The sequence below is a fragment of the Streptomyces sp. SID10853 genome (genome assembly GCF_010548145.1).
Classification (GTDB): domain Bacteria; phylum Actinomycetota; class Actinomycetes; order Streptomycetales; family Streptomycetaceae; genus Streptomyces.
In genome coordinates this window covers 1-750 of record NZ_JAAGLN010000515.1, presented here as the reverse complement: position 1 = coordinate 750, position 750 = coordinate 1, and the positions used below count along the sequence as shown (strand labels likewise).

General features: G+C 63.1%; 1 protein-coding gene. It reads right to left on the bottom strand.

What is annotated here, in order from left to right; translation table 11 throughout:
• Positions 1–750, bottom strand: a 750-nt coding sequence (locus G3I19_RS36720) for an adenosylhomocysteinase (RefSeq protein ID WP_164267973.1), incomplete at its 5' end; no start/stop codon positions are given.

The window sequence follows — 750 nt, the reverse complement described above, 5'->3', positions numbered from 1 at the left end:
TCAGTAGCGGTAGTGGTCCGGCTTGTACGGGCCTTCGACCTCGACACCGATGTACGCGGCCTGCTCCGGACGCAGCGTCGTCAGCTTGACGCCCAGAGCGTCCAGGTGGAGCCGGGCGACCTTCTCGTCCAGGTGCTTGGGCAGCACGTACACATCGGTCGGGTACTCAGCGGGCTTGGTGAACAGCTCGATCTGGGCCAGCGTCTGGTCCGCGAACGAGTTCGACATCACGAACGACGGATGACCCGTCGCATTGCCCAGGTTCAGCAGACGCCCCTCCGACAGCACGATCAACACCTTGCCGTCGGCGAACGTCCACGTGTGGACCTGCGGCTTGACCTCGTCCCGCACAATCCCGGGAAGCTTCGCCAGACCGGCCATGTCGATCTCGTTGTCGAAGTGACCGATGTTGCCCACGATGGCCTGGTGCTTCATCTTGGCCATGTCCGCGGCCATGATGATGTCCTTGTTGCCCGTCGTCGTCACGAAGATGTCCGCGATCGAAACCACGTCGTCCAGGGTCGAGACCTGGAAGCCGTCCATCGCCGCCTGCAGCGCACAGATCGGGTCGATCTCCGTGATGATCACCCGGGCACCCTGCCCACGCAGCGACTCCGCGCACCCCTTGCCCACATCCCCGTAACCGCAGACGACAGCAACCTTCCCGCCGATCAGGACGTCAGTGGCACGGTTGATGCCGTCGATCAGCGAATGACGGCAGCCGTACTTGTTGTCGAACTTCGACTTCGT